Raw genomic sequence first — 20,933 nt, forward strand, 5'->3', positions numbered from 1 at the left:
GCAGGGAAAGATTATACCAGAGATTTTTTAATCGGGGGTAAAGTGGCGTAAATGTTGAACCGTGGCAAGCCAGGCTGCCACCCAGCCAATCATCGAGCACACCAGCAGCAATAACAGGCATTCATCGAATGATAAGCCATTGATATCAAACTTGGTTCCAAATACCTGTGCCACTTCAGTCACCGCTGACGACAGACGCATCACCAAAATTTCTGACAAAATCAGTGAAAGAAATGCACCGGAAAAACCGAGCAGTGCCCCGCCGTAGAGGAACGGACGCAGGATAAATCCATCTGTCGCGCCAATCAGTTTTTGCACGTTAATGGTATCGCGACGCGCAAAAATACTCAGACGCACGCTGTTACCGATGACGAGGAAGACCGCCGCTACCATCAGCACGCCAATCATCGCAGAAACGCGTCCGACAAGGCCCGTCAGCGCCGCCAGGCGAGCGAACCAGCTGTCATCCATCCGCACTTCATCAATACCGTTGATTTGTGCGATGCGGTCACGCAGCGTGTTTAGCGACTCCGTACCCTGGAAGTCCAGTTTCGGGATTACCACCGCCACGGCCGGCAGCGGGTTCTCTTCCAGCATATCCAGCGCACCGCCAAATCCAGACCAGTTACGGAATTCGCCCAGCGCGTCGTCACGGGAAAGATAATTCACTTTCTCCACGCCCTGCTCGGCCTGCAACTGACCAACCACCCGCGCCGCCGCATCATCATCCAGCGTTTTTTGCAGGTAAACGGTGATCTGCGGGGACGGATAATACTGACTTGCTGCATGGTTTACGTTCTTATAAACCATGTAGCACACGCTTGGCAGCGTCAGGGAGATGGCAATAACCATCACCGTCAGGAACGTCGCCAGCGGCTTGCTTTTCAGGTCCTGTAACGCGCCCTGGAACGCATAACGTACCTGCTCATTAAAGACATTGGTTTTACGCGAGTTCGGCTTTGGCGTGGCCTTCGCACGCTTAGGCGCGTTGCGACCGCCATCACCCGGCGCACCGCCCGATTTACGAAAGCGATCCAGTCGGCCACCGAACTGTTTGATTTGGTTAATAGCGTCACGTCTATTCATGCGCCAGGCCTCCATGCAGATGTCCATCGCTCAGAACCATTTGGCGATAGGAGCGACGGGAGATCAGGCCAATATCGTGCGTGGCCATTAATACCGTGACCCCGACGCGGTTAAACTCTTCGAACAGGCGCAGGATCCCTTCCGACAGCGCGTCATCCAGGTTCCCCGTTGGTTCATCCGCCAGCAGCACCGCTGGTTTATTCACCACCGCACGGGCAATGCCGACGCGCTGTTGTTCACCGCCAGAGAGCTGAATCGGGAAGTTTTTCGCTTTGTCCAACAGCCCGACCTTATCCAGCGCCGCTGACACGCGACGACGAATATCGTCCCCGCTGGCGCCCGCGATGATCAGCGGAATTGCCACGTTATCAAACACGGTTCTGTCCATTAGCAGGTGGTGATCCTGAAAAATCATGCCAATCTGACGACGCAGAAACGGCACTTCGCGGTTTTTCAAACGGCTGATGTCATGCCCGCTAAAGTAGATTTTCCCGGCGCTGGGCCGTTCAATTCCACAAATCAGCTTCAGCAGGGTACTTTTCCCCGCGCCGGAGTGGCCGGTCAGAAACGCCATCTCGCCAGGCTGCATATGGAAGGTCACTCCCTGCAGCGCTTGTCTCCCACCGAGATAGGCCTTGCTGACATGTTCAAAGCGAATCATTGTTAATCCTCTCGGGCAAAAAGTGCCTCTATAAAATCGTCCGCTTTAAACGGACGTAAATCCTCGATACGTTCGCCCACACCGATATAGCGGATAGGGATGCCAAACTGATCGGCAACCGAGAAGATAACCCCACCCTTCGCCGTACCATCCAGCTTGGTCAGAGTGATACCGGTTAAGCCCACCGCTTCATGGAACAGTTTGGCCTGGCTTATCGCATTCTGCCCGGTGCTGGCGTCGATAGTCAGCATAACTTCATGCGGCGCATCTTCGTCCAGCTTCTTCATGACGCGAACGATTTTTTTCAATTCTTCCATCAGGTGCGATTTATTCTGCAAACGCCCTGCGGTATCAGCGATCAGCACGTCTACGTTACGCGCCTTCGCCGCCTGGATGGCATCAAAGATAACGGACGCGGAATCCGCACCGGTATGCTGAGCAATCACCGGAATATTATTACGCTGACCCCAGACCTGCAGCTGTTCTACCGCCGCCGCACGGAAAGTATCGCCCGCCGCCAGCATTACTGATTTACCCTGCTGCTCAAACTGACGCGCCAGCTTACCAATAGTGGTGGTTTTGCCCACACCGTTGACGCCAACCATTAAGATAACAAATGGTGTTTTGCCCTCAACATTCAGCGGTTCGTCAACCTTCGCCAGAATCTCGCCCATCTCTTCTTTCAGCAGGCCGTACAGCGCTTCCGCATCTTTAAGCTGCTTGCGGCTGGCACCTTCTGTCAGATTCGCAATGATCTTACGGGTCGTTTCTACGCCCACATCGGCGATCAGCAGTTGCTCTTCCAGCTCTTCAAACAGATCATCGTCGATCTTTTTACCACGGAACAGACTGATAAATCCGGAACCGAGGTTTTCTTTTGTTTTCAGCAGGCTGCGTTTCAGTCGCGCAAAGAAACCTTCTTTGGTTGGTTTTTCCTGCTCCTGGACTACCTCTTCTTCTACCGGTTCTTCTACCGGCGCCACCATAACCGCTTCTTCAGCAGCCTCAGCGGCCAGCGCCTGGGCTTCCAGCTCTTCGTCGGTCAGTTGCGGCTCGTTTTCAGCTTCTTCTTCAGCCGCCTCAACGATTTCCACGGTTTCCGCTTCGGCCTGCCACTCTTCGGCAGAAACTTCTTCGGTTTTCACCTCTTCCGGCAGCGGCAATTCTTCGCGTTCGATAACCACCGCCGCTGGCGTTTCCACTACAGTTTCAGCAACGGGTTCAGCAACCGGCTCAATTTCCGGCTGCGCTTGTTCGGCGACAGGTTCTTCTTCCGGCTGCAGTTTCTCAATTTCCGCAACCTGTTCAGTTACTTCAACGACTTCAGCAGCAAAGGCTTGCGTTTCCGCCTCGCTACGGGTTTCCTCGGCGCGCGGCTGTTCGTCAACGACGGTAGTTTCTTCAGCAACCGGTTGTTGTTCTTCGTTTTTTACTTCTGTCTCGTTTTCCGGTGCCTGCTCTTTTTGACCAAAGCCCAGCCAGGAAAAAAAGCCACGTTTTTTCTCTTTCGCCATTTGCGACTACACTCCCCCGCTGTTGCTTCATGGCACAGCGTCAACGCTATGTACATAGCAGCTAAAAAAATGATGAAATAGTCTATCACTTATACCCAATGAATTTCGAGTTACGTCAAGGCGGCAAGCGCACGAATCCCGATGAGCTTACTTTTAGTAAGTGATTCGGGTGAGTAAGTGCAGCCAACGAAGAGGTAACTTGAAAGGCGACGGGTTAACTTAACTCACATCACCGCCTGGAATGACATGCTATAGGCGGATTGAGCAATAATAGAAATGAAAAAACCGAATCACTCTGGTAGCGGCCAGATCCGCATTATTGGCGGGCAATGGCGTGGCCGTAAACTCCCGGTTCCGGACAGCCCCGGCCTGCGTCCGACCACCGACCGTGTGCGCGAAACGTTGTTTAACTGGCTGGCCCCGGTAATGGTCGATGCTCACTGTCTGGACTGCTTCGCCGGCAGCGGCGCGCTGGGGCTGGAAGCCCTCTCTCGCTATGCGGCAAATGCGACGCTTCTGGAGATGGATCGCGCGGTATCTCAGCAGCTACAAAAGAATCTCGCCACGCTGAAAGCCTCCCATGCCCGCGTCGTCAATACCAATACGCTGACATTTTTGGCTCAGACGGGTACGCCGCATAACGTGGTATTTGTGGATCCGCCGTTTCGCAAAGGGTTACTGGAAGAAACATTAACACTTCTGGAAACTCATGGCTGGCTGGCAAATGAAGCGTATATTTACGTTGAAAGCGAAGTAGAAAACGGTTTGCCGCCGGTTCCGGTGAACTGGTCGCTATACCGTGAGAAAGTTGCCGGACAGGTCGCCTATCGCCTGTACCAACGTGAAGCACGAGGAGAACACGATGTTGATTAACCTGGGACGCCTGCTGATGCTGTGCGTCTGGGCATTTTTACTACTGAATATTTTCCAACCCTTTCCACGCCCGCTTAACATCTTCGTTAACGTCGCACTGATATTTATGGTGCTGATGCACGGCATGCAGCTGGCGCTGCTAAAAAGCACCATGCCCAAAGATGGCCCGCAGATGACCACCGGCGAGAAAATCCGTATTTTTCTGTTCGGCGTCTTTGAGTTACTGGTGTGGCAGAAGAAGATTAAAGATCAACTGAAGAAGTAACTGCGATCTTTTCGCCCGGCGGCACGTTGCGAGCCGGGCCTGTAAAACACCATCACGGTGGTGATACGCCGTCCAGCTGATCTTTCAGTTTTGGAATATCTCTGCTGGCTCTTGTTTTCCGCAGGTGTTTCACCTGCTCACAAATCTCTTCGGTCCGGGTGTAATAGGTGCCAGACGTCGGGCCCGGACGCTCGCATAAAACATAGTTAGTACCAAGGGGATAAAAAATAACAATAAAAGAGAGGATATTTCCAACAACAAATCCTACCCCTGCGACGTGGAAAACAATGGTAAATGTCCTGTCGAAAAATTTGGGCGGCCGCATGCTTTTCGCAAAGGCCAGGTAGGCAATGCCTAAAGTAAAGCAACCCGTCACCGGAAACATGAATAATATGCAAAATGCCCCCCAGAAAAAGTAGACGATGCTTCTGGATTCAATGAGATCGGTGAGATCCGGTACGCTGGCAATATACCCCAACCAGGTCACCCCCCCAAAAAAGAACAAACAAAGAAACAACTTGCATCTTTTCTTAATATTCTCCAGATTAATATTAAAACTCATATCAATAAATTCCGCCGTAAAGTGAACCTCTATATCTCGAGTGTCGAGAGTTCCACTCTTCAATTTTTTGCTGCTCTTTCATCCCCTCACGAATACACGCTATCAGTTTGTCTGATAACTCATATTTTTTGTCCACTTCATTCAGAGACCAGGCAATAATAAAACCTAATACAACGACATAGACGATTTCTCCCCAGACCGGAACGGCCCCGCTAGTGATAAATAGAGGTACGGCGAACCTAAAAGCACTACCCGCTAATTTGGAGACAAAAACACTCACAATCACCTTCGCCACATCCATCGTCACGTTTCCCAGCAATGCGGCAACGTCATGTTCGGATTTAAACACCAGCTCAATGAACCGCCAGCATGCGGAAAACCAGATGCAGAATCTGGCCCCTGACATTATGCCATTTCGAAACCCGGCGCTGCCAATGCCCACTTCAAGTACTTTAGGATGATTTATCCGGTAACGGGTGCCGTTAAGAATGCGCCGCAGAGAAGGGTAGCCCGTAATCTTCACATACAGCTTTCCCTGATAAGCATATTGCGTTGCTTTAATCCCAAGGCCTTTTAAGGTTAAGACAATCTTTCCGGCCTGCTGATAAGAAAAAAGCTTTAGCAGTTTTTTCGTCGCATCAGCCGTATCTTTGATATTACCGGCATAATTCGTCGAAAAACTGACGGGTTTACTGCCCAGCAAATCATCAATCACGCCCTGAGCCTCTTCAAGCGTTAGCAGCATAATGTGTTGTGTATTGCTATTCAGGTTATTTTTCAGCGTTCTGATTTCGTTCTCGATACGCTGATTACGCTGCCAGTTATTTCCTCTAAGAATATCTTCACGATGATTCCCTATCCAGTCATAATAGCTTTCCATCATTACTCCTTAAAAAATTCGCTCATCCCAAAGGCTGTATGCGCTGGTTCCAGCAATAAGATGTTCCCAGGAAATAGACTCGTAAGACAGTTCAATGATTTCTTCTGGCTGACCCGCACTGTCATCGATGGTATGAGGCACCTGCAAATGGATGCTGGATATTCTGGCATTGATAAGTTTTAGTACGTAATAACACTCGTTTAAACCCGCCGGACTCGTGCGATAGAAGCTAAATTCACAGCTCAATATTTCATTGTCTGTTATGGCTTTTCCTAACAAAGGCGAGGATTTATCTACCGGCTTAATAAATGTCAAACATTGATGGTTCACATTTTGCACCCGGCTCATGCCATGGTTAACTGTCATTACCATTATCTGGTCACGATGGGCAGGTTGTGATTTATTTCCGATTGAACTTACCGAAGCACATCCAGCAGAAATCAAACCCTGCGCCTGCCCATTTAAGGCCAGCCACATTGTATTCGCCATATAAATTCCTTAGTCTATTTTTAAAATATTTATATATACGATGAAGTTGAAATAGCAGAATAGTGAAAGGCGGGTGGAAAAATAGTGATGCAATCGATGTTTTTAGGTAAGCAATAAATATGTAACCTACAAAATAATTATCGAGAAATTAATAAAAAATATACTTCATAAGCATTATATATTTAATTTAAATTTATTGTCGGCGCTGACGCGATAAACACAGCGCCGATCGGCATTATTGCACCGGCGTAAACCCCTCAAAACGCGAACCTTTGTAACTTAGCGTGCCTTTATCCCCGACCGTTAGCGCATGGTACTGCTGAGCATCCAGACGAAAAGTCTGCTCCAGGCCGCCGTTTTGTGGCTTAAAGCTGGCTTCATAGCGCATGCTGGTTCCCGCCGGGCTCACTTCCTGTTGACGGGATCGTCGATCGTTAAGCGGTTTTTCCCGTTTGTTACTCACCACCACCTGCTTTTGCACCAGCGGCGCCGCATCATTATCGGCTTTTTCACGCCGCTGCTGAACAAAGCGAAACGACGCGGCGACAACAATTAAGATAATGATAACAATGAAAAAAAGTGGTGGTTTGCTCATAGTATTAACCCATCAGAAAATGCGGAAATAAGCATACATTGCCCGTTATGGTGTTGTCATCTGGCTGTGTCGACCTCTACACTGGACAGTAGAGCCGTAAGCACCCCGCTTACGAAAAAATAACGAATTCAAGGAACTAAGATGCTTTGGTCGTTTATCGCTGTCTGCCTTTCCGCATGGTTGTTCGTGGATGCTTCCTATCGTGGGCCCGCCTGGCAACGCTGGGTCTTTAAACCCCTGACGTTACTCCTGCTGGCGCTGCTGGCCTGGCAGGCGCCAATGTTTAACGCTATCAGCTATCTGGTGCTGGCTGGTCTGCTGGCCTCGCTGCTGGGCGATGCGCTGACGTTATTGCCGCGCCAACGCCTGCTGTACGCCGTGGGGGCATTCTTCCTGTCGCATCTGCTGTATACCATTTACTTCGCCAGCCAAATGACGCTGTCGTTCTTCTGGCCTTTGCCGTTGGTGCTGGCGGTACTGGGGGCGTTGCTGATCGCCGTGATCTGGACGCGTCTGGAAGAGTTGCGCATTGCTATTTGTACCTTTATTGGCATCACGCTGATGATGGTCTGGATGGCTGGCGAACTGTGGTTCTTCCGCCCGACCGCTCCGGCGCTGTCGGCATTTATGGGCGCATCGCTCCTGTTCATTGGCAATATTGTTTGGCTGGGTAGCCATTACCGTCGTCGCTTTCGCGCCGATAACGCCATTGCCGCCGCCTGCTACTTCGCCGGACATTTCCTGATTGTTCGTTCGTTGTATCTTTAAAACGCTTGACTCTGGAGTCGACTCCAGAGTGTATCCTCCGGTTAATACGAAATGATTATCAACCGGAGGATGCCATGTCGACACCTGATACCAGTGGCAAAAAGGCCCCACAATTTTCTTCTTTCAAGCCAGCGCCTGCGCCACAAAAGGCGGATGACTGCTGCTGCGAAGGAAGCTGCTCCACTACACCGCCCGTATCCGATACCGTACTAGGTACCCGCTATTCTTGGAAAGTGGCGGGCATGGACTGTGCAGCCTGCGCCCGCAAAGTAGAGAATGCGGTCCGCCAGGTCAGCGGCGTCAACCAGGTCCAGGTTCTGTTCGCCACTGAAAAACTGGTGGTCGATGCCGGTTCCGATATCCGCCAGCAAGTTGAAAACGCGGTGCAAAAAGCAGGCTATACCCTGCGCGATGAGCACGCGACGGACGCCGCCCCCGAGTCACGTTTTAAAGAAAACCTACCGCTGATTTCGCTGATTATCATGATGGCGATTAGCTGGGGACTGGAGCAGTTCAATCATCCCTTCGGTCAGATAGCGTTTATCGCCACCACGCTGGTCGGTCTGTATCCCATTGCCCGTCAGGCCCTGCGTCTGATGAAAACCGGCAGCTACTTTGCCATTGAAACATTGATGAGCGTGGCCGCCATCGGCGCACTGTTTATCGGCGCGACGGCGGAAGCCGCCATGGTGCTGCTGCTGTTTTTAATTGGCGAACGCCTGGAAGGATGGGCCGCCAGCCGCGCCCGTAAAGGGGTCAGTGCACTGATGGCGCTCAAACCGGAAACCGCCACGCGCCTGCGTAACGGCGAGCGCGAAGAGGTGGCTATTAATAGCCTCCGCCCTGGCGATGTTATTGAAGTTGCCGCGGGTGGGCGTTTACCTGCCGACGGCAAACTGGTTTCCGGCTTTGCCAGTTTTGATGAAAGCGCCCTGACCGGCGAATCGATCCCGGTTGAACGCGCCACCGGCGAGAAAGTCCCGGCAGGTGCCACCAGCGTGGACCGTCTGGTTACGCTGGAAGTGCTCTCCGAACCGGGGGCCAGCGCCATTGATCGTATTCTGAAGCTGATTGAAGAAGCGGAAGAACGTCGCGCCCCCATTGAGCGCTTTATTGACCGTTTCAGTCGAATTTACACTCCAGCCATTATGGCGGTTGCGCTGCTGGTCACCCTCGTACCGCCGCTGCTGTTTGCCGCATCCTGGCAGGAGTGGATTTATAAAGGACTGACGCTGCTGTTGATTGGCTGTCCTTGCGCACTGGTGATTTCAACCCCCGCAGCCATTACCTCTGGTCTTGCTGCCGCGGCGCGTCGTGGGGCGTTAATCAAAGGCGGGGCCGCGCTGGAACAGTTGGGTAGGGTCACGCAGGTGGCGTTTGATAAAACCGGCACTCTGACCGTGGGTAAACCGCGCGTCACTGCGATTCACCCGGCGAGTGGTATTGGCGAAGCTGAACTGCTGGCGCTGGCGGCAGCGGTAGAGCAAGGTGCGACACACCCGCTGGCACAAGCGATTGTCCGGGAAGCACAAACACGCGAACTGACTATTCCTATCGCAAGAGAGCAACGGGCTCTGGTTGGCTCTGGAATTGAAGCGCTGGTCAACGGCGAACGCGTGCTGATTTGCGCCGCCGGTAAGCAGCCTGCTGATGCCTTTACCGGGCAGATAAGCGAGCTGGAAAGCGCGGGCCAAACGGTGGTGCTGGTGCTGCGTAACGATACTGTACTCGGCGTGCTGGCCCTACAGGACACGCTGCGCGACGACGCTCGCAGCGCTATCGCCGAGCTTGATCAGATTGGCGTGAAAGGCGTGATCCTGACCGGTGATAACCCGCGTGCGGCGGCCGCCATTGCCAGTGAACTGGGTCTCGAATTTAAAGCAGGACTCTTGCCGGAAGATAAGGTGCAGGCCGTTACCCATCTCAACCGACAATCGCCGCTGGCGATGGTTGGCGACGGTATCAACGACGCTCCGGCAATGAAAGCGGCTACCATCGGCATTGCGATGGGAAGCGGGACCGACGTCGCGCTGGAAACCGCCGATGCCGCCCTGACCCACAACCGCCTGCGCGGTCTGGTGCAAATGATTCAATTGGCGCGGGCCACCCATGCCAATATTCGCCAGAACATTGCGATTGCGCTGGGCCTGAAGGGGATTTTCCTCGTCACCACGCTGCTCGGGATAACCGGATTGTGGCTGGCAGTGCTGGCCGATACGGGGGCAACGGTACTGGTGACCGCTAACGCGCTGCGGTTGTTACGTAAAGGATAGTTTTTTGCCGGATGACGGCGTGGCCTTATCCAGCCTACGGGTTACACGTTCTTTGTAGGCCGGATAAGCGTTAGCGCCATCCGGCAAACAAAACTAGTGACCTTTACGCAGCAGATAGCGGTACGGCAGCGAGTCGGTCTCTTTGGCCACCAGCTCATGCTCCATAAAGGTACAGAAGCCAGGAATATCGCGGGTTGTTGCCGGATCGTCGGCGACAATCAGCAGTGTTTCACCGGCCTGCATGCCACGTACGGTTTTACGCACCATCATCACCGGTTCCGGGCAGCGCAGTCCCTGGGCATCAAGAGTATGGTCGGGGGAAGTAAACAGGTCGCTCATCGTCGTCTCATTCATACAAAAACGGCGTTATTTTACGCTCTGTTGTGGCGTAAGCCAATCAGGTTAACGATTGCGTGAAAAACAACCATTGCAATGTGCTCTTAAAGCAGTATCATGCGACGGTTTTTTATTGGGTTCCCTCACCCCATCCAACAAAAAGGTCACAATATGACTCCGTTTACACAAACTCAGCGCGTAAAAGCGTTGTTCTGGCTATCGCTATTTCATCTGCTGGTGATCACCTCCAGCAACTATCTGGTGCAGCTTCCAATCTCCATTTTTGGTTTCCATACCACATGGGGCGCGTTTAGCTTTCCGTTTATTTTCCTCGCGACCGACCTGACCGTGCGTATTTTTGGCGCGCCGCTGGCTCGACGTATCATCTTTGCGGTGATGATCCCCGCGTTGCTGATCTCCTATGTCGTTTCGTCCCTGTTTTATATGGGATCGTGGCAGGGATTTGGCGCACTGCTGCACTTTAACCTGTTTGTTGCCCGTATCGCCGCCGCCAGCTTTATGGCTTACGCGCTGGGACAAATTCTGGATGTGCATGTCTTTAACCGCCTGCGCCAGAACCGTCGTTGGTGGCTGGCACCGACAGCGTCCACGCTATTTGGCAATATCAGCGATACGTTGGCCTTCTTCTTTATCGCTTTCTGGCGTAGCCCGGATGCCTTCATGGCCGAGCACTGGATGGAAATCGCACTGGTCGATTACTGTTTCAAGGTGCTGATCAGCATTATTTTCTTCCTGCCGATGTACGGTGTGCTGCTGAATATGTTGCTGAAAAGGCTGGCAGATAAATCCGAAATCGCTGCATTGCAGACGAGTTAAAGGTTCATTTTCCGAGTTGTGATAAGATGGACGAATGAGCCGTTATGGCCGTTTATCGAAAGGAAGAAGTCAATGCGCAATCTGGTTAAATATGTCGGTATTGGCCTGCTGGTTATGGGGCTTGCAGCCTGTGATAATAGCGATACAAAAGCGCCAGCCGAGGGTGCTGCCGCAGAAAGTAGCGCCAGCGGACAACCGGTCAGCCTGCTGGACGGCAAACTCAGTTTTTCCCTGCCAGCGGATATGACCGATCAGAGCGGCAAGCTGGGCACCCAGGCGAACAATATGCACGTCTATTCTGACGCAACCGGCCAGAAAGCGGTGATTGTGATTGTTGGCGACAACACCAACGAAGACCTGGCCGTGCTGGCAAAACGTCTGGAAGATCAGCAGCGTAGCCGCGACCCACAGCTGCAGGTCGTCACCAATAAATCTATTGAGCTGAAAGGCCACACGCTGCAGCAGTTAGACAGCATCATCTCAGCCAAAGGCCAGACCGCTTACTCTTCCGTAGTGCTGGGTAAAGTGGACAATCAACTGCTGACCCTGCAAATCACGCTGCCTGCTGACGATCAGCAAAAAGCGCAGACTACCGCAGAAAACATCATTAACACGCTGGTTATCCAGTAACGGTTAAGACGATGACGCGGCCTCCGGTGACACCACCTGAGGCCGTTTTTTTAGCCGCCAGGTCAGCAATAGCGCCACCGCCACCAGCCCTGCTGCCGCCAGATAGATAACCGGCACGCCCGCCCACGTCATTATCAACCCAGCCAACGGCCCGGTAACCCCCAGCGATAAATCCATAAACACCGTGTAGGTCGCCAGCGCAGCGCCCTGATTTTGCTGCGGGACGGCTTTTACCGCGACCACGCCCAGCGCCGGGAAAACCAGTGAGAACCCAGCCCCAGCCAGCAGAACGCCGATTTTCGCCATCCACGGCATGGAAGCCATCCCGACCAGCAGCAGCCCGACAATCTCGACGCTAAAGCAGATCATTGCCACATTCAGCCCGCCTAAACGGTTGATACCATTTGGGAACAACAGTCGAGTGCCGACAAATGTGCAGCTAAAAAGCGTCAGCGCGAAAGCTGCGCCGTCCCAGCCTTTGGCATCATAAAACAGGGTAATAAACGTGGCGATCACCCCAAATCCAGCGGAAGCCAGGGCCAGCGCCATACCGTACAACCAGACACGCCCGAGCACCGCGCGAAACGGCAACGGTTTGCCTTTGCTGGCCTTCACCGCAGGACGAGGGAGCGCCAGCAGTATCGCCACCAGCGCCACGCCCATCACGGTCAGCGCCAGCCCCTGTAAGCCCCCCCAGGCATAAAACAGAACGCCCAGCGGCGCGCCTATCGCCATCGCGCCATAGGTCACGATGCCATTCCAGGAAATCACCCGTCCGATGTGCATTGAGCCAACAACCCCCACGCCCCACAGCGTAGAGCCAGTTCCGGCAAAGCTCTGCCCAATTCCGAGAATCACCCGCCCCAGACACAGCAGCAGCAGACTAGCCAACGGCCAGTCGTTCGTTGATCCTGCCAGCAAATAGCCCAGACCACTTAAAAAGCAGCCACACAGCCCGAATACCACAATTTTCTTTGGCCCCAGCAGGTCAGCATAGCGACCTGCATGCGGACGGCTCAGCAGCGTAGCGAAATATTGCAGGCTGATAACCAACCCCGCCCAGAAGGCGCTGAACCCCATCACATCGTGGACGTAGCCCGGCAATACCGCGAGCGGCAGGCCGATGGTCAGATAGCTGGCGAAGTTGAACATCACCACAGAGACAATGCGCAGATTAAGGCGTAAACCGCTCAGCGTCGGTTCAGCGACGGGTTCGGGCATGAAGGGTCACCACGTTTTCACAACAGTGTTTCATTTCTACCATGTTGCCGCGCAGAAATCAGCAGTCAGTTTAGGAATCTCAGCCGCAAGCCAGCCGCTACACTTAATGCAAAAACGCAAACAGGAAGAAAATATGACAACCGCTCAGCCCGATAAAACGGGTTTGCACATTTTGCTCAAACTGGCTGCTCTGGTGGTGATCCTCGCCGGTATTCATGCCGCGGCGGATATCATTGTGCAACTGCTGCTGGCCCTCTTTTTTGCCATTGTATTGAATCCGCTGGTCGCCTGGTTTATTCGCCGGGGAGTACGTCGCCCGGTTGCCATTACGCTCGTAGTGGTGGTGATGCTGTTCGTCCTCACGGCACTGATCGGCGTCCTCGCGTCTTCGATTACGGAATTCATGGCCATGCTGCCCAAATACAACAAGGAGCTGACACGTAAGGTCCTGCATCTGCAAGAGATGGTTCCCTTTTTAAATCTGCATATGTCCCCGGAGCGCATGCTACAACGCATGGACTCCGACAAAATAATGACCTTCACCACCACGCTGATGACAAGTCTTTCCGGCGCCATGGCCAGCGTCGTTCTGCTGGTGATGACGGTCGTCTTTATGCTGTTTGAGGTACGTCATGTTCCTTATAAGCTGCGCTTTTCGCTGAACAACCCACAAATCCATATTGCGGGGCTGCATCGGGCGCTCAAGGGCGTATCTCACTATCTGGCACTGAAAACGTTGCTCAGCTTATGGACCGGTGCCATTATCTGGCTGGGTCTGGCGCTGATGGGGATTCAGTTTGCTCTGATGTGGGGCGTGCTGGCCTTCCTGCTAAACTACGTGCCCAACATTGGCTCGGTCATTTCCGCCGTCCCGCCCATGATCCAGGCGCTGCTGTTCAACGGCATTTACGAATGCGTACTGGTTGGTGCGCTGTTCCTGGTGGTGCATATGGTTATTGGCAATATCCTCGAACCCCGCATGATGGGGCATCGGCTGGGATTATCGACGCTTATCGTCTTCCTCTCTTTGCTGGTATGGGGATGGCTGCTCGGCCCGGTAGGCATGCTGCTCTCCGTGCCGCTAACCAGCGTGTGTAAAATCTGGATGGAAACGACCACAGGCGGTAGCAAACTGGCAATTTTACTGGGACCCGGCAGGCCCAAAAGTCGATTACCGGGATAAACTTGCAAACAGCATGTGAAGAGTGGTACACAACCCCATTATTACTAAAGGTTAGTCCTGATATGTACCGGATCGTTCATGGGAAAGTTTCTGTTTTAAGCGCTGGCGAACTGCCTGCCGCGATGAAAGAGCAAGCGCCGCAAGGTGTTCGCCGTGCGCGCTGGCTGGCTGGTCGCGTGCTGCTTTCCCATGCCCTTTCGCCATTACCGAACATCATCTATGGCGAGCAAGGAAAACCGGCCTTTTCCGCCGACACGCCGCTGTGGTTCAATCTCAGCCATAGCGGCGATGACATCGTCCTGCTGCTCAGCGACGAAGGGGAAGTCGGCTGCGATATTGAAGTTATTCGCCCGCGCGATAACTGGCAAACGCTGGCAAATACGGTATTCAGTCTTGGGGAACACGCTGAAGTTGAAGCCGAACACCCGGAGCAACAGCTGGCGGCGTTCTGGCGCATCTGGACGCGTAAAGAAGCTATCGTGAAACAGCGCGGCGGCAGTGCCTGGCAAATCGTCAGCGTCGACAGTACCGCACTGACCTCCTCACTCTCCGTCAGCCAGTGCCAGATCGATACCCTGAGCCTGGCGGTTTGCACCCCCACGCCATTTACCCTGACCGCCGACGCCGTACACAGGCTGTAATGTTTTCATTCCCGTGCGCCGCCGCGCAATATCGTAAGGTTGAAATCTGATGCAACGTATCACCATCACACTTGATGACGATTTATTAGAAACGCTCGACGGCCTGAGTCAGCGCCGTGGCTACAACAACCGTTCCGAAGCGATCCGCGATATTCTGCGCGGCGCACTGGCGCAGGAAACCACTCAGGAGCACGGCACTCAGGGCTTCGCGGTGCTCTCGTATGTTTATGAGCATGAGAAGCGTGACCTGGCGAGCCGCATTGTTTCTACCCAACACCACCACCACGATTTATCGGTCGCCACGCTGCACGTGCACATCAACCATGACGACTGCCTGGAAATCGCCGTACTAAAAGGCGACATGGGCGATGTACAGCATTTTGCCGATGACGTGATCTCCCAGCGCGGCGTGCGCCACGGTCATTTGCAGTGCCTGCCGAAAGAAGAGTAATTGCCTGTTTCGTTGCCGGATGGCGGCTACGCATTATCCGGCCTACTCCGTTACCGTTTGTAGGCCAGGCAAGCGAAGCCCCCCTGGCAATAATGTTTACGCCATCGTGCCAATCGTCTTTCTAAAGCGCAGCAGCGCTATCAGGAAGAACGCGCTGCCAATCGCCAACAGCGTCAGGAACTGCGGCCAGACGATGCCAAACCCAGCGCCGCGGTAAAGTATCGCCTGCGCGAGGCTGACAAAATGGGTAGTTGGCATAGTCAGCATTATGTCCTGCACCGCCTGCGGCATGCTTTCACGCGGTGTAGAACCACCAGAGAGCATCTGTAGCGGCAGCAGTACCAGAATCATCAGTAACCCCAGTTGCGGCATAGAGCGCGCCAGCGTGCCCATAAAAATGCCGATCGAGGTGGTGGCGAACAGGCTCAGCGCCACGCCCAGCATAAACAGTGGTATCGAACCTTCAATGGGTACGCCGAGCACGCCTTTTACCATCAGCATCAGCGATAAACCGGAAACCACCAGCACCACCAGACCCATCGACCAGATTTTTGCCATCATGATCTCAAACGGCGTCACCGGCATAACCAGCAGATGTTCTATTGTCCCGTGCTCGCGCTCGCGGATCAGCGCCGACCCGGTAAGCACGATCGCCAGCATGGTGATGTTGTTGATAATCGCCATCACCGCGCCAAAGCGGGCAGGTTCCAGATTAGGGTTAAAGCGCATACGCATTTCCAACGCCACCGGCGGCTCATTGTTGTCACGGTAACGCGCCACAAAGCTGTTCACCTCGCCGCTGATGATATTCTGGATATAGCTGTTGCCGGTAAAGGCCTGGCTCATCCGCGTGGCATCGACGTTAACCTGTATATCCGGCTGCCGACCGGCCAACACATCACGCTGAAAATCAGGTGGAATGTTCACGGCGAAGGTGTAGCGCCCGGCGTCCAGTCCGGCATCCATCTCATCAGCGGTGATCATCTCCGGCGGTAAAAACCACGGGCGATAAAAGCTGTTCACAATCCGGTTCGACAACTGCGACTGGTCCATATCGGCAATAGCAATCGGAGCCAGATGCAGCGAACCCGGCAGGACGGTCGCGGAAGAATAAACCGAAATCGTGAAGGCAAAGACGATCAGCGTCAGCATCGCTTTGTCACCCAGCAGGCTGCGCAACTCTTTGATGCCGAGGTTATAAATATTGCGTAATCGGCGCATCACCCCTCCTGTTTTTTCAGCAGTAATACGCTCAGACCAATCACCACCGGAATGGCTACCGCCAGCGGAATAAACAGCTGCCAGAGATCGGTCAGATCCAACGCTTTAGAGAACGTCCCACGCGCGATGGTCAGAAAATGGCTGGTCGGGTAAATTTCACCAATCCAGCGTCCAGGCCCTTCGAGCGAGGCGACCGGATCGATCATCCCGGAAAACTGCGTCGCCGGGATCAGCGTAATAATCGCCGTACCAAAAATAGCCGCGATCTGGCTTTTCATAAACGTGGAAATTAACAGACCCAGCCCGGTGGCAATGGTGACGTACAACAGCGCGGCCAGCGTCAGGGTTAAAAAACTCCCTTTATGCGGTACGCCGAACACAAACACCGACAGCGCACACAGCAGCAGGAAGTTCAGCATCCCCAGCACGATGTACGGCAACTGTTTGCCGAGTAAAAACTCGCTGCGGGTCGTGGGCGTAACGTACAGGTTGATAATCGACCCCAGCTCTTTCTCACGCACTACGCTGAGGGCGCTGAGCATCGAGGGGATCATCATCAGCAGCAGCGGGATCACCGCCGGAACAATCGCCGGCAGACTCTTTACATCCGGGTTGTAACGATAGCGAGTTTCAATGGTCATCAGCCCGTTTTGCCCACTGGCATTGGGTTGCCGCGCCATCACGTCCTGCAGCCAGGTCTGGTGCATCGCCTGTACGTAGCCTCTGACCGTTTCAGCGCGGCTCGGCATTGCACCATCGACCCAGACGCCAATCTTCACCGGCGTGCCACGCGCGATATCGCGGCCAAAGTTTGGCGGGATCTCTATTGCTACCGCCACTTCGCCCGAACGCATCCGTTTGTCCAGCTCGTCATAACTGGTGAGCGGCGGCTGTTCGATAAAATAGCGCGATCCCGCCAGATTCAGCGTCCACGCCTGGCTGCTGACGGTCTGGTCACGATCGAGCACCGAAAAACGCAGGTTCTCCACATCCATGCTGATGCCGTAGCCCATGATCAGCATCAGGATCACTGTGCCCATCAGCGCCAGCGTTGAACGTACCGGATCGCGTCGTAGTTCCAGCGCTTCACGGCGGCTGTAGCTGAACAACCGCCGCAGGCTAAAGCCCTGCCGCGGCGGCTGACTATTTTCATGCGCTATCGGAACATTGGCTGGCGGTAACTGAGCTTCCGGTGCCGGGCCTGCCGCTTCCTGTAACCAGGAGATAAACGCCTCTTCCAGACTGGCAGCGCCACGCTGTTTCACCAGTTCCTGCGGCGTGCCGCTGGCCAGCACTTTTCCGGCGTGCATCAGCGACATCCGGTCGCAGCGCTCCGCTTCGTTCATAAAGTGGGTGGAGATAAAAATGGTCACTTTGTCCTGCCGCGACAGATCGACCATCAGTTGCCAGAACATGTCCCTCGCCACCGGATCGACCCCGGAGGTCGGCTCATCAAGAATGAGCATTTCCGGGCGATGGATCACCGCCACCGCCAGCGACAGGCGTTGACGGATCCCCAACGGCAGCGCGCCGGGCAACGCGTCTTCGACATCGGTCAGCGAAAAGCGCTCGCTCATCTCTTGTACCCGCCCGGGGATTTCTGCTTCGGGGATATGGAACAACCGCGCATGTAGTTCGAGGTTTTGCCGGACGGTCAGCTCGCTGTAGAGCGAAAACGCCTGCGACATATAGCCCACCCGGCGGCGGGTATCGATATTCTTCGGGTCAACCGCTTGTCCAAACAGCCACGCCTCACCTTCGCTTGCGGGTAGCAGACCGGTGAGCATCTTCATGGTGGTGGATTTACCGCAGCCGTTGGAGCCGAGAAAACCGAAGATTTCCCCGCGCGGAATACGAAAGTTAACGTGGTCAACGGCGACAAACTTACCGAAGCGCATAGTCAGGTCTTTCGCCTCGATAGCAATCTCTTCCTGCTCAGCGTGATACGGCGGGATCACCACCGGCTTATGCGCCTGGCGCTGGGCTTCAGGTAGCAGCGCGATAAACGCCTGCTCCAGCGTGTTGCTGTTGGTTTGTTCGCGTAGCTGCTGGGCGCTCCCGGTGGCTAACACCTCCCCGGCGTTCATCGCCACCAGCCAGTCAAAGCGCTCGGCTTCTTCCATGTAAGCGGTCGCAACCAGCACGCTCATGTTGGTCTGCCGCTGGCGAATGCTGTTAATCAGATCCCAGAACTGGGCGCGGGACAGCGGATCGACCCCGGTGGTGGGTTCATCGAGAATTAACAGTTCCGGGTCGTGGATTAACGCACAGCACAGCCCCAGCTTTTGCTTCATCCCGCCCGAGAGTTTCCCGGCGGGACGGTCGCGAAACGGTGCCAGGCCGGTGCTGTTCAGCAGCTCGGTAATCCGCGCTTCGCGTTCCGCTTTATCATGACCAAACAGCCGGGCAAAGAAATCGACGTTCTCATACACCGACAGCGTATGGTACAGGTTTTTCCCTAACCCCTGCGGCATCCAGGCAATGCGCGGGCAGACATCCCGTCGATGTTTTGGGTCGCGCATATCGCCGCCCAGCACCATCACGTTGCCGTGTTCAATGACCCGCGCGCCGGAGATGAGCGACAGCAGGCTCGATTTTCCGACGCCATCCGGGCCAATAAGCCCCACCATACAGCGGGCAGGGATATCCAGCGTGATGTTGTTCAGCGCGACCGTTTTCCCGTAATGCTGACTCACGCCGTCAAGGTGCGCCACGGGAGGAACGGGAACCAGCGCCAGATGCGTCATTGCGGCAACCTCACCACCAGGTCGTCAGGCCAGGGGCGATTTTCATCAACACGCACCCACGCCATGCCCGGCAGACCGGTTTTCACGTACTCCAGATGCTGCTGCAACAGCTCTGGCGGGATACGCGCTTTAACGCGGAACATCAGCTTCAGCCGTTCATCACTGGTTTCGACCGTTTTCGGCGTGAACTGCGCGACGCTAGCCACAAAGCTAATGGTCGCCGGAATACGCAGATCCGGCGCGGCATCCAGCACCAGGCGAGCTTCACCACCAATCTTCAATAAACCAGCCTGTTCGGTAGGTAAGAAGAACGTCATGTAGACATCGCTGAGATCGACCATATTCAGTACGCGACCGCCCGCGGAAAGCACCTCGCCCGGTTCAGCGACGCGGTACTGCACACGACCATCGCGCGGGGCTTTCAGCTCGCTGTCATCAATATCAGCGGCAATGCGACGTTCGGTGGCCTGCGCGGCTTCTACGCGGGTTTGCGCCTGAATGATGCTGGTACGAGCGGCTTCAATTGCGGCTTTTGCCGCAGAGACCTGCGCCTTTGCGGATTCCAGTGCCGCGCGAGCGCTTTCAGCCGCAGCCCTGTCGTCATCCAGTTGTTGCTCGGATACAGCCCCACGCAGGGATAGCGAACGGGAGCGAACGTGACGTTTAGAGACCGACTGCAGTTCCGCCTCGCGCTGTTTTACCACCGACTGCGCGGCGCGCATTTCACTTTGCCGCTGTTCCAGCAGCGCTCGTGCCGCCGCCACCGCGCTTTCGGCTTCTTTGATTTGCGCGACAGCTTCCAGCCGCTGCTCCTGCAGCACGCGGGTATCCATTTTCGCCAGTACCTCGCCCTGACGAACGAACTGTCCTTCCGATACGAGGATCGTATCGATACGCCCGGCAATTTTGGTGGCAATATCCACTTCGGTAGCTTCTATTCTGCCGTTGCTGGCCGCGAAACCTTCCGGAATCCCCGCAGGACGCAACATCCACCATGCCATTGCAGCAACCACCACCACAATACCCGCGCCCCACCACACCAGATGACGCTTAATCTTTTCCATATCCGACCCGCCGTAATCCCTGTTATCAAACGATGCGTGTCACAAAGCCCACTGAACAGCTATTCAGCGGGAGATTCCATCCGGGATGAGAAGGAATGAGAAATAATGGCCAGAGTGCGGACAGGCGTAATAGCAACGCACGCCGCGAAGGAAGTGAGTGACGAAAATGCTGTGAAATCGGGTAGTAATGTTGTCATCATCAGCGTTCCTGGCCGGAAATGAAACACGCATACTCATAACTGTTGTCTATTGAATACTAACACCTGGATTCAATATGTCTATTCGGTTGTCGTTTCCAGTTCAGCCCTGGCACAAGAAATATTTCGTATATCAACGATTGATAAACAATCGCAACTATAAACATAATCAATGATTAGGCATCCCTATAATAGCGGCTCATTTACCGATCTCGTTATGGCGAGGCTCCTGTACAAATACAAGTTACCGCCCTGCTGGTATCGAGAGAGACCACTCAGGGAAATACAGGCATCCATCGAATCAAGGTGTTGCCAAGGTAACTTCTGACGATTTCACCATCGGGCAGATACGTTGTTCAGTGCTAAAACCAGGACGTAGGGATCTGCCTGCGCTAACCCTGTCTTGTTCGCCCCTATGAGAGATTTTTATAGGGAATTA

21 protein-coding genes and 1 riboswitch are annotated in these 20,933 nt (G+C 54.2%); of the genes, 9 read left to right on the forward strand and 12 right to left on the reverse strand.

Annotation, left to right across the window (positions count from 1 at the left end; all coding sequences use genetic code 11):
* Positions 1-27: 27 nt before the first annotated feature.
* The 3 genes from ftsX to ftsY are packed head-to-tail and all read right to left on the reverse strand — an operon-like array spanning position 28 to position 3,261.
* Positions 28-1,086 carry a permease-like cell division protein FtsX gene (ftsX, locus tag OGV89_RS01770; RefSeq protein WP_003023423.1) on the reverse strand — a complete coding sequence of 353 codons (1,059 nt, stop codon included), beginning with the start codon at positions 1,084-1,086 and terminating at the stop codon, positions 28-30.
* Complete coding sequence (gene ftsE / locus OGV89_RS01775; protein WP_003023420.1) at positions 1,079-1,747, reverse strand: cell division ATP-binding protein FtsE; 669 nt, start codon at positions 1,745-1,747, stop codon at positions 1,079-1,081. Before ftsE ends, ftsX begins: the two co-directional genes overlap by 8 nt.
* A gap of 2 nt (positions 1,748-1,749) precedes the next feature.
* Positions 1,750-3,261 carry a signal recognition particle-docking protein FtsY gene (gene ftsY / locus OGV89_RS01780; protein ID WP_003846179.1) on the reverse strand — a complete coding sequence of 504 codons (1,512 nt, stop codon included), beginning with the start codon at positions 3,259-3,261 and terminating at the stop codon, positions 1,750-1,752.
* Between the two features lie 276 nt (positions 3,262-3,537).
* Between ftsY and rsmD the strand changes: the two genes are divergently transcribed.
* Both rsmD and OGV89_RS01790 read left to right on the forward strand, forming a co-directional pair.
* Positions 3,538-4,134 carry a 16S rRNA (guanine(966)-N(2))-methyltransferase gene (gene rsmD, locus OGV89_RS01785; protein WP_003837832.1) on the forward strand — a complete coding sequence of 199 codons (597 nt, stop codon included), beginning with the start codon at positions 3,538-3,540 and terminating at the stop codon, positions 4,132-4,134.
* On the forward strand, positions 4,124-4,399 hold the full coding sequence (locus tag OGV89_RS01790; protein WP_003846178.1) for a DUF1145 family protein: 276 nt from the start codon (positions 4,124-4,126) through the stop codon (positions 4,397-4,399). The genes rsmD and OGV89_RS01790 overlap by 11 nt, the downstream gene beginning before the upstream one ends.
* Positions 4,400-4,451: 52 nt before the next feature.
* On the opposite strand, the gene OGV89_RS01795 is transcribed toward OGV89_RS01790, so the two are convergent.
* The 4 genes from OGV89_RS01795 to OGV89_RS01810 form a co-directional block, all read right to left on the reverse strand.
* Positions 4,452-4,961: a DUF1240 domain-containing protein gene (locus OGV89_RS01795; RefSeq protein WP_003846176.1), complete on the reverse strand. Its 510-nt coding sequence runs from the start codon at positions 4,959-4,961 to the stop codon at positions 4,452-4,454.
* Position 4,962: 1 nt separating this feature from the next.
* Positions 4,963-5,844 (reverse strand): hypothetical protein, encoded by an 882-nt coding sequence (locus tag OGV89_RS01800; RefSeq protein ID WP_232727523.1) that lies wholly within the window; start codon positions 5,842-5,844, stop codon positions 4,963-4,965.
* A 6-nt stretch (positions 5,845-5,850) separates the two neighbouring features.
* Positions 5,851-6,330 carry an Hcp family type VI secretion system effector gene (locus OGV89_RS01805; protein WP_003837826.1) on the reverse strand — a complete coding sequence of 160 codons (480 nt, stop codon included), beginning with the start codon at positions 6,328-6,330 and terminating at the stop codon, positions 5,851-5,853.
* 235 nt (positions 6,331-6,565) lie between these two features.
* Entirely contained in the window at positions 6,566-6,925 is a 360-nt protein-coding gene (locus OGV89_RS01810; RefSeq protein WP_003837824.1) for a DUF2500 domain-containing protein, read from the reverse strand.
* A 141-nt stretch (positions 6,926-7,066) separates the two neighbouring features.
* Between OGV89_RS01810 and OGV89_RS01815 the strand changes: the two genes are divergently transcribed.
* Positions 7,067-7,693 carry a lysoplasmalogenase gene (locus tag OGV89_RS01815; protein WP_003846172.1) on the forward strand — a complete coding sequence of 209 codons (627 nt, stop codon included), beginning with the start codon at positions 7,067-7,069 and terminating at the stop codon, positions 7,691-7,693.
* A gap of 74 nt (positions 7,694-7,767) precedes the next feature.
* A complete protein-coding gene (gene zntA, locus OGV89_RS01820) occupies positions 7,768-9,966 on the forward strand; it encodes a Zn(II)/Cd(II)/Pb(II) translocating P-type ATPase ZntA (RefSeq protein ID WP_003846167.1) in 2,199 nt (732 codons plus the stop codon).
* A gap of 93 nt (positions 9,967-10,059) precedes the next feature.
* Here the strand turns inward: zntA and tusA are convergent, their stop codons facing one another.
* A complete protein-coding gene (gene tusA / locus OGV89_RS01825) occupies positions 10,060-10,305 on the reverse strand; it encodes a sulfurtransferase TusA (RefSeq protein ID WP_003023404.1) in 246 nt (81 codons plus the stop codon).
* A gap of 168 nt (positions 10,306-10,473) precedes the next feature.
* Here tusA and OGV89_RS01830 point away from each other — a divergent pair, with 168 nt between their 5' ends.
* Together OGV89_RS01830 and OGV89_RS01835 are read left to right on the forward strand one after the other, a co-directional pair.
* Positions 10,474-11,139 (forward strand): 7-cyano-7-deazaguanine/7-aminomethyl-7-deazaguanine transporter, encoded by a 666-nt coding sequence (locus OGV89_RS01830; RefSeq protein WP_003837818.1) that lies wholly within the window; start codon positions 10,474-10,476, stop codon positions 11,137-11,139.
* Positions 11,140-11,211: 72 nt separating this feature from the next.
* Positions 11,212-11,769, forward strand: a complete 558-nt coding sequence (locus tag OGV89_RS01835) for a DcrB family lipoprotein (protein ID WP_003837816.1) — start codon at positions 11,212-11,214, stop codon at positions 11,767-11,769.
* Between the two features lie 3 nt (positions 11,770-11,772).
* On the opposite strand, the gene OGV89_RS01840 is transcribed toward OGV89_RS01835, so the two are convergent.
* Positions 11,773-12,990, reverse strand: coding sequence for an MFS transporter (locus OGV89_RS01840; protein WP_003846164.1), 1,218 nt, complete (start codon positions 12,988-12,990; stop codon positions 11,773-11,775).
* Positions 12,991-13,123: 133 nt separating this feature from the next.
* Between OGV89_RS01840 and OGV89_RS01845 the strand changes: the two genes are divergently transcribed.
* The 3 genes from OGV89_RS01845 (at position 13,124) to nikR (ending at position 15,265) form a co-directional block, all read left to right on the forward strand.
* On the forward strand, positions 13,124-14,173 hold the full coding sequence (locus OGV89_RS01845) for an AI-2E family transporter (RefSeq protein ID WP_003023393.1): 1,050 nt from the start codon (positions 13,124-13,126) through the stop codon (positions 14,171-14,173).
* 62 nt (positions 14,174-14,235) lie between these two features.
* Positions 14,236-14,814, forward strand: a complete 579-nt coding sequence (gene acpT, locus OGV89_RS01850) for a 4'-phosphopantetheinyl transferase AcpT (protein ID WP_003837810.1) — start codon at positions 14,236-14,238, stop codon at positions 14,812-14,814.
* 49 nt (positions 14,815-14,863) lie between these two features.
* Complete coding sequence (gene nikR, locus OGV89_RS01855) at positions 14,864-15,265, forward strand: nickel-responsive transcriptional regulator NikR (RefSeq protein ID WP_003023387.1); 402 nt, start codon at positions 14,864-14,866, stop codon at positions 15,263-15,265.
* A gap of 96 nt (positions 15,266-15,361) precedes the next feature.
* Here nikR and OGV89_RS01860 read toward each other — a convergent pair whose 3' ends face one another.
* The 3 genes from OGV89_RS01860 to OGV89_RS01870 are packed head-to-tail and all read right to left on the reverse strand — an operon-like array spanning position 15,362 to position 20,297.
* Complete coding sequence (locus tag OGV89_RS01860; protein ID WP_003837801.1) at positions 15,362-16,486, reverse strand: ABC transporter permease; 1,125 nt, start codon at positions 16,484-16,486, stop codon at positions 15,362-15,364.
* Positions 16,486-19,233, reverse strand: a complete 2,748-nt coding sequence (gene rbbA, locus OGV89_RS01865; RefSeq protein WP_049025788.1) for a ribosome-associated ATPase/putative transporter RbbA — start codon at positions 19,231-19,233, stop codon at positions 16,486-16,488. Before rbbA ends, OGV89_RS01860 begins: the two co-directional genes overlap by 1 nt.
* Positions 19,230-20,297, reverse strand: coding sequence for an HlyD family secretion protein (locus OGV89_RS01870; protein ID WP_032950442.1), 1,068 nt, complete (start codon positions 20,295-20,297; stop codon positions 19,230-19,232). The genes rbbA and OGV89_RS01870 overlap by 4 nt, the downstream gene beginning before the upstream one ends.
* 401 nt (positions 20,298-20,698) lie before the next feature.
* Positions 20,699-20,882, forward strand: a riboswitch (M-box (ykoK) riboswitch).
* Positions 20,883-20,933 lie beyond the last annotated feature (51 nt).

Source organism: Citrobacter sp. Cf125, assembly GCF_030333935.1.
GTDB lineage: Bacteria > Pseudomonadota > Gammaproteobacteria > Enterobacterales > Enterobacteriaceae > Citrobacter > Citrobacter freundii.